The organism is Helicobacteraceae bacterium, assembly GCA_031258155.1.
Lineage (GTDB): Bacteria > Campylobacterota > Campylobacteria > Campylobacterales > SZUA-545 > JAIRNH01.
This window is the reverse complement of sequence record JAIRNH010000001.1, coordinates 41,161-48,769: the sequence shown is the minus strand read 5'-3', so window position 1 is coordinate 48,769 and position 7,609 is coordinate 41,161. Positions and strand designations below refer to the sequence as shown.

6 protein-coding genes are annotated in these 7,609 nt (G+C 47.1%); 4 read left to right on the top strand and 2 right to left on the bottom strand.

The features are described from left to right. Window positions 1-449 precede the first annotated feature (449 nt). Entirely contained in the window at window positions 450-1,499 is a 1,050-nt protein-coding gene (locus tag LBF86_00200) for a UvrD-helicase domain-containing protein (protein ID MDR0663937.1), read from the top strand. 842 nt (window positions 1,500-2,341) lie between these two features. Here LBF86_00200 and trpA read toward each other — a convergent pair. Further along, complete coding sequence (trpA, locus tag LBF86_00195; GenBank protein ID MDR0663936.1) at window positions 2,342-3,076, bottom strand: tryptophan synthase subunit alpha; 735 nt, start codon at window positions 3,074-3,076, stop codon at window positions 2,342-2,344. 209 nt (window positions 3,077-3,285) lie between these two features. Next, window positions 3,286-4,944: a methyl-accepting chemotaxis protein gene (locus LBF86_00190; protein ID MDR0663935.1), complete on the bottom strand. Its 1,659-nt coding sequence runs from the start codon at window positions 4,942-4,944 to the stop codon at window positions 3,286-3,288. A gap of 79 nt (window positions 4,945-5,023) precedes the next feature. Here LBF86_00190 and panB point away from each other — a divergent pair, with 79 nt between their 5' ends. The 3 genes from panB (at window position 5,024) to LBF86_00175 (ending at window position 7,341) form a co-directional block, all read left to right on the top strand. Beyond that, window positions 5,024-5,812 carry a 3-methyl-2-oxobutanoate hydroxymethyltransferase gene (panB, locus tag LBF86_00185; protein MDR0663934.1) on the top strand — a complete coding sequence of 263 codons (789 nt, stop codon included), beginning with the start codon at window positions 5,024-5,026 and terminating at the stop codon, window positions 5,810-5,812. 84 nt (window positions 5,813-5,896) lie between these two features. After that, window positions 5,897-6,769: a biotin synthase gene (locus tag LBF86_00180; protein MDR0663933.1), complete on the top strand. Its 873-nt coding sequence runs from the start codon at window positions 5,897-5,899 to the stop codon at window positions 6,767-6,769. Then, complete coding sequence (locus LBF86_00175; protein ID MDR0663932.1) at window positions 6,769-7,341, top strand: DNA-3-methyladenine glycosylase I; 573 nt, start codon at window positions 6,769-6,771, stop codon at window positions 7,339-7,341. The genes LBF86_00180 and LBF86_00175 overlap by 1 nt, the downstream gene beginning before the upstream one ends. Window positions 7,342-7,609: the final 268 nt, after the last annotated feature.

The following is a 7,609-nucleotide window of genomic DNA, read 5'->3' as shown; positions in this document are numbered from 1 at the left end:
AGATGCTTAATTCTTAGCGACGATGGATTACCTCTTTATCGCGATGACAATCACTTATCCATCAATGCAGGCGGGCGTTTTTTGGTTGAAAAAGTATTAAAGCCGTATTTGGACGAGTAAGCGTCGCGTCGTTTTGCCCTTTGCGCGGTAGGCCGGGGGAGGGAGGGGGAGTTTTACGATCGTATTTACATAAATAAGCGCCTTTGCCGTAAAGAGCTAAGGTGGCGCGGTATAACGCGCATTGAAGCGCTGTCGGCGGTTGCCTTGCCATTTGGCAGTTTTGTCGCGCTCTTTAATGATCGCGTTGCTTGTCATACCCGCGAAAACGGGCATCCATATACGCCGAAAGTGCGAGAAAGTCCGCTTGTGGTATCTGTGTCTTATCGCATACAAATGTTGCAAAAGACGAAATAAAAAAGAAAATTGCAGAGAGTGGATTAGGCAAGGAGTTGCTAAAATACCCTCATTTTATAGGAGCAATCCAAGAATTTGTTGATAAATATCTAGCGTATCCAGCGCTTCGTCATCTTGGATATAAAATGCGAATTGTAGATACAGAACTGGCGAAAGAAAAAATAGAATACTCTTTAATGCCCGGCACAAAAACTTGGCTTTCAAACCAATATAAAGCGTTCGATTTAACACTAACTTCGCTTATTCCACTCACATTTAGAATGCCAAACAAACTTGGCAATACGACCGCAACATATCAAGACTTGTACAATAAAAAGAAAACTTCGTTGGGAAACGGATATTTCTTTTATGACGACATGTATGCTTGCGCAAATCACGCTATTGAAATGTATCCCGATTATGTCCGAAATGTGCGGGGGCGTTTTCCATTAGTGTTCATTGACGAGGCTCAAGATAATAACACACAGGATGTCCTGATAGAGCGCCTTTTCAATGATATATCTTGCATTTATCAGCGTTTCAGTGATTCATATCAAGCGATTTATGACTTTCATAACGCGAACGGCCAAAATACCTTTGGAAATGATGCAAATAGACGATCATCAATAAATATAGGCGACAGCAAAAGATTCCCAGCGCAACACCTTGGTTTAATAAATCAATTCAAACTTTCAACGATAAGCATGACGGCTTTGTCGTCTAATCCGAAATCACCACTCCAGATTATAACTTATTCAGAAACAACAAAATCACAAATTATCTTACACTTTTTAGGTTTGGTAGACACCCATTTTGAACGAGAAGATAATCCCATTGTAAAAATTGTTGGGTTTGTTGGTCAAAGTGATAATCCGCAAAATCATATTGGAAGTTATATTGAAAATTATAAAAAGACGCGCAAATCAGAGAAATCAGACGCTTTGATAGAATTAGTGCATACTTTACGAGCTAATCCTAAACTGAATATGAACAAAGCATTTTATCAAATCCTAGGTTTTATAATCAAAAAACACGAAATATCTTATGAAAACGATACTTTGCGTTTACAGAAAAAATCTTCAATTGGTATTGGAAACAACATATAAAACAAAAAAAGATGTTTCCTGCTGTCTAACCGATAGTCTTTCTAAAAATAAGAAAAAGTTTAAGAAACAGCTCTATGTCGCAACCACTCGTGCAAGATCTTTATTATGTATTGCAGTGGATAACACCATAACATTAAATACCATTAACAATACGCAAAGCATTGCATTCTAAACCACTTCCCATGAACAAAGCATGATTTCCCTCTACTTCGGCGGAGCGCTTGAGGGCACATTTGCGGTCGAAGATGAGAGCGGCGGCTTTTTTATTGATTTCACCCTACTTTTCAAAGGTGTTTAATTACAGGTCAGCGACTTTGGCTTCAGTTTCCTTTATTTCCATACCGACTTGCTCTTTTGCTGTTAAATTCTTTTCTGTATTGAAACGCCTCTTAATATTGCTACTCTTTTTTATTAAGAATAGTATATTTTCTCAAAAAGTATAATTGGTAAAAAGAGAGGGATTTTGTAGTTCTAGGGGCGGCACAGCCCGCTACATATTCACTACATAGAAACTAAAAAGAAAAATTAAAAGCCCACAAACCTAGGCAGTCTGCGGGTTGTCGTTTTTACGCTAAACTATTTTTTATCTTTGCCTGTTTCTCGCAAGCGATCTATTTTTAAACCTATAGATTGTCCGTAGCCTTTTGTTTCGCTTGTCGTAAAACGAGATCTTTACGCTTGTTTAAAAAGAACTTTTCTACGCCGCCTCGCATAGTTTTAGAAGCGTCGTTAAAAGCGCTCTCTTAATCTAACAAATCGACTATTTGCCTTAGCGTCTTTTAGCGCGTTGTTTCCATAACTTTTCAACGACGAGAATGCAAAAGAGAGAGATATGCGGCGGGCTAATTGATCGCCTCTTTGATCGCCGTAGTTTCATCGCGCGCGCGCTTGATCTTTTCGCTTTTTGATAGCGTTTCATCAAGCAAGATTTTAATAAAACAGCTACCGGCAATCACGCCGTTCGCGCCTTTGACGCGCGCTTTCGCCGTGTCGCGATTAACGCCAAAACCTACGAAAACCGGCGTTTGAGAGACGGCTTTGATAGCCGCTAGAGTCTCTTGCAAATCCTCGTTTTGTGCCGCGCCCGTTACGCCCGTATAAGCTACGAGATAGATAAATTTTTTCGCGTTTTGTAAAATTACCGCGACCCGCTCTTTGGGCGTGGTCGGCGCTACAAATTCGATAAGATCGATTTTGTTTGTTTCAAAAATCGCGCGGTATGTTCGCGCCTCCTCGTAGGGCAGATCGGGGATAATAAGCGCGCTAACGCCAAGCGCTTTAGCCTCCCGCGCCGTCTTTTCCATTCCTCGCCGAAAAAACGGGTTTGCGTAACCCATCCATATCAGATCGCGCCCCTTTAACGCGGCGCTAATAGCCGCTAGATCGCTAAAGACAAAACCGTTTTTTAGCGCTTGATGAGAGGCTTTTTCGATTGTCGCGCCGTCGGCTACCGGATCGCTGAAAGGAACGCCAAGTTCTAGCGCGTCCATTCCCGCGTCAAACATCGCGTTAGCTAAATCGATCGTAAAGGCGCAATCGGGCAGTTTTGGAGTCAGATAGCCCGTCAATTTTTTCATAACGCAAACCTCGCGTAAAGTGCGGTATTTTACAAAAACTTAGCCGCGCCGCTACCGCGCGAAAGTTCCAACAAAGCGATCCGCCGCCGTTTTATTTAAAAATTCTCGCCGCCGATCGCAAAACAAAGATCAATCTCTTGCGCAAACAACGCCAACGCCCGCAAACGCGGCGGTTGCGCGCCGCGTTGTTTCGCGAGTAGCTTTTTGGCTTACACCTTAAACTTCGACATCGTTTCGCGCATAGTAACGGCGAGTTTAGCGATGTTATCCGCCGCCGCCGAAGAGCTTTTTGCCGCTTCGGAGTTCTCGTCGGTAGCCTGCGCGACTTTTTCCACCTGTTCGGCTATCTGATGGCTAGCGCTAGATTGCTCTCCTAAAGCCGCCGTAATATCCGCCACTCGCGCTTGCGCTTGCGAAGCGCCTTGAGCGATCTTGTTGATCGCCTCGCCCGCCTGTTCCGCCAGTGAAACGCCTTCGCTTACCATCGACGCCGCGTGCGTCATCGAGGAAACCGCCGTATGCGAGCTTTCCTGAATAGCGCTGATCATAGCTGCGATCTCCGTCGTAGCGCCGGTGGTGCGTTCGGCGAGTTTTCTAATCTCGTCCGCGACGACGGCAAAGCCGCGTCCCTGTTCGCCGGCTCTAGCCGCTTCGATCGCCGCGTTCAACGCGAGTAGATTGGTTTGATCGGCTACGTCTTTGATCGTCTGAACGATTCCTGAAATCTGCTCGCTTTGTTTGCCAAGCTCCGCTATTGTCTCGGACGAGCTTTGCACCGCTTTGGACATATTTTGCATTTCGACGACCGTTTTATTGACGATTGTCGCGCCGCTTTGCGAAAGCTCCATCACGCCTTCCGCCGCTTTGCTTGTTTCTTTGGAGTTTTCGCCTACTTGAGTAATGCTTGCCGTCATCTCTTCCACGCTTGCCGCCATATCGGAGCTGGAATCGCTCGTTTTTTCGGACGCTTTCGCCACTCTAGCGCTTAACTCGGCGAGTTCCGCGCTGGCTTTGTCTAACTGCTCCGTGTTCTTTAATAGCGAAACAAACGCCATTTGCAACGAGTTTAATAGATTGTTGATAGTATCGCCCGTCTTACCCACTTCGTCATGCGCTCTAATGTTTATACGCTTCGTGAAATCTCCCGTTCGCTCTATTTCCGCCGTCATCGCTTGAATTCTGCTAAGCGGTTCTGTGATAGAGACTGCGATTATGAATGCGACGACGCTCATCAACGCTAAGCCGATACAGATACTTACGATTATTTTAACGCTTGTTTCCGAGTATGTAACAGTCGTCTCTTTGTTCATCTCCTCGGCGATATCCTCTTGCATAGCGATCAGTTTTGCCACAGCGTGTTCGACGTTTTCCGCGTGAGCTTTGAATCCCGCTATAAGTTTAATGTTGCCTTGCTCGTCGAAGTCGCCGCGTTTTAGTTGATTAACGATAGGCGTATATACGTCGTTAACAAACGCGTTGTAGTGCGTCTCTATCGTTTCAGAGAGCTTTTTTTCCTCGTCGTTACGCTCTGTTTTTTTATACGCTTCCCAACCTTTGTCAAACTTTTTGCGCCAACCTTCGGCGCTATCAAGATGAACCGACAAGGGGTGATCGGCATGCGCGACCGAAAATCTGCTTCTCGGATCGTGCTGAAAAGCAAGCAACATATCCGCTACTATTTTACCCAAAGCGCCGTTCATCGCGCCAAGCTCCGTCGCGGGCAGAGCCGCCATCTTATACATATTTTCGGCTTGCTCGTCCATCGTTTTAACGCCAAGACCTCCAAACGTTCCTACGGCGATTATTGTCGTTAAACTTACCAACGCCAAGACGATAAGTCGTATCTTCACATTGATTTTTCTAATCACAATATGATTCCTTTTTAGTTGGTTTTAACTTCTATTGTAGCATAATTAAATCCCCAAACTTAAAGAGCGGAGGCGTTTGGTGACAAAAACTACCGTTGAAACGATAAAGGCGGCGAAGAACGCTAGAAAACTCGTCGCGGTTACCGCCTATGACGCGTTGTTCGCGAGGCTGATCGCGCCCGAAGCGGATATTTTGCTTGTAGGCGATAGTTTGGCTATGAGCTTTGGCGGACATAGCGACACGCTCCCAATCACGCTTGAGGAGATGATCTATCATACAAAGGCTGTTTGTAGGGGCGCGGCTGACTCGTTCGTCGTTTTTGACATGCCTTTTGGAAGTTGCCCGAACGCTAAAACCGCTTTAGAAAACGCGATCCGCGTCTATAGGGAGACAAATGCGAGCGCCGTTAAGATCGAGGGAGGCGTAGAGAAAGCCGAAGTCGTAAAACGGCTGACGGACAACGCGATCGCGGTAATAGGGCATATCGGCTTAACTCCGCAATTCGCGCGTCAAAGCGGAGGCTTTAAAGTGCGGGGCAAAGACGCGGAGGCGACTCAAAGGCTAATAGAGGACGCCGAAGCGTTAGAGAACGCGGGCGCGTTTGCAATCGTGCTAGAGGGCGTAAAAGCGTTAGCCGCCGCCCATGTTGTTAGAAGCGTGAAAATCCCCGTTATCGGTATAGGCGCGGGAAAAGAGTGCGACGGGCAAGTGCTAGTCTGGTCTGATCTGTTGGGCTTTTTCGAGGCGTTCAAGCCTAAGTTCGTAAGACGCTATTTAGAAGGCGCGACGCTTGCGAGAGAGGCGATCGCCAAATTCGCCGCCGACGTGAGATCGGGCGCGTTTCCAAACCCTGAAGAATCTTATTAGCGCGTTCGCGCCGCCGCCAAAAGTTATTATCTCTATAAACAATCTTGATAAAATATCGTCAAAATTGATAACGGGGATAATAAAATGGATTCGGTTTTCTTATGCGCGATCAGCAATATAGCAAGCGGCAGTTGTAACGAGGATTGCGGTTTTTGCGCGCAGTCGGCGCGGTATCAGACAAAAATAGAGCGTTTCAAATCCAAGCCGATCGAGCGTATATGCGAGGAGGCAAAATCGGCGGCAAAAGCGGGCGCGGTGGGCTTTTGTCTGGTTACGGCGGGACGCGCTATTACGGATGAAACGCTTGAATACGTCTCAAGAGCGGCGCGGGCGGTCAAAGCGCTTGAACTCGATCTGAAAATTATCGCCTGTAACGGGACGGGGACGAAAGATCGCTTTACGCAGCTAAGGCAAAGCGGCGTCGATCTCTACAACCATAACCTCGAAACCAGCGAAAGGTTTTTTCCAAATATATGCTCGACGCATAGTTGGCGCGAGAGATACGAAACCAACGAAGCCGCCGCGAGCGCGGGGCTTGGACTGGTGCTAGGCGGCATTTACGGCATGGGCGAAAGCGACGACGATCGCGTCGATCTGCTGAAAACAATCGCGTCGTTTAAGCCGATGAGTTCGCCGATAAACTTCTACATCGCCAATCCGGCGTTGCCGATCAAACAACCCGTGATCGATACCGACGAGGCGCTAAAGTGGGTGCGCAAGGCGCGCGAAATCTTGGGACCTCAACCGCGTATTATGCTCGCTGGCGGCAAGGAGCAAGCCTTTGGCGATCGCCTGATGGAGGCGATCGAAGCGGGCGCGGACGCGATGGTGGTTGGCAATTATCTAACCACCGAAGGAATGGACAGCGCGAAACTGCGAGATACGATTATTGGCGCGGGCTACAAGGTAGCCACGCCCGCCGAGTGTAAAGCCGCTTTTGCGGCGATGGGCGCGTAATGACGCGGTGCGGCTGGCATGGACAAGACGAGCTTTACGCCCGCTATCACGACGAGGAGTGGGGCGTTCCCGTATTCGACGATCGCAAGCGGTTTGAGTTTTTAGTCCTAGAATCCGCTCAAGCGGGGTTAAGTTGGCTGACGATTTTGCGAAAACGCGAAAATTACCGCGCCGCTTACGACGGATTCGATCCGCAAAAGGTCGCGCTATACGACGAAAACAAGATCGCCGAGCTAATGGCAAACGCCAAAATCGTTCGCAATCGTCTTAAAATCGCCGCGTCGATTACAAACGCCGCCGCATTTTTAGCCGTTCAAAAAGAGTTCGGTAGCTTCTCTAACTATATTTGGGGATTCACAGACGGCAAAGTCATAACTAACGACGTAAAAACGCTCGCCGATATTCCCGCTAGATCGGAGCTTTCCGATCGCGTAGCCAAAGATATGAAAAAGCGCGGATTTCGTTTTCTAGGAAGCGTGATTATTTACTCTCATATGCAAGCGACAGGGTTAATAAACGATCATCTCGTCGATTGTTTTCGCTATAAAGAGATAAAAGCGTTAAACAAATAGATGCAAGCAGCAAGATCGCGATCAAGCGCCGCTTGCTTATAAACGCTTTTTGGCGCGGTTGCAATGAAAACGCGCCGTCTTTTTGCGGCGGGAGCGCCCGTTAATATCCGTTAGCGAAACGCCGCCTCTACTCGTATTGCTTTACGGCGAAAATACCCGCGTTTGATTGATTGCCCTCCGAATAGCATTTAAGGAAATACTCGTCTTTTATCTCTTTGCTATCGCATATAGCTGAATTGTTGTAAAAATACTTAATAATTCGATTGCG

What these genes read in the sequence shown, in the direction of transcription:
- trpA (MDR0663936.1), bottom strand. Translation starts at nt 3,076, where the DNA reads ATGAAAAAATTGACGGGCTATCTGACTCCAAAACTGCCCGATTGCGCC.
- LBF86_00180 (MDR0663933.1), top strand. Translation starts at nt 5,897, where the DNA reads ATGGATTCGGTTTTCTTATGCGCGATCAGCAATATAGCAAGCGGCAGT.
- LBF86_00175 (MDR0663932.1), top strand. Translation starts at nt 6,769, where the DNA reads ATGACGCGGTGCGGCTGGCATGGACAAGACGAGCTTTACGCCCGCTAT.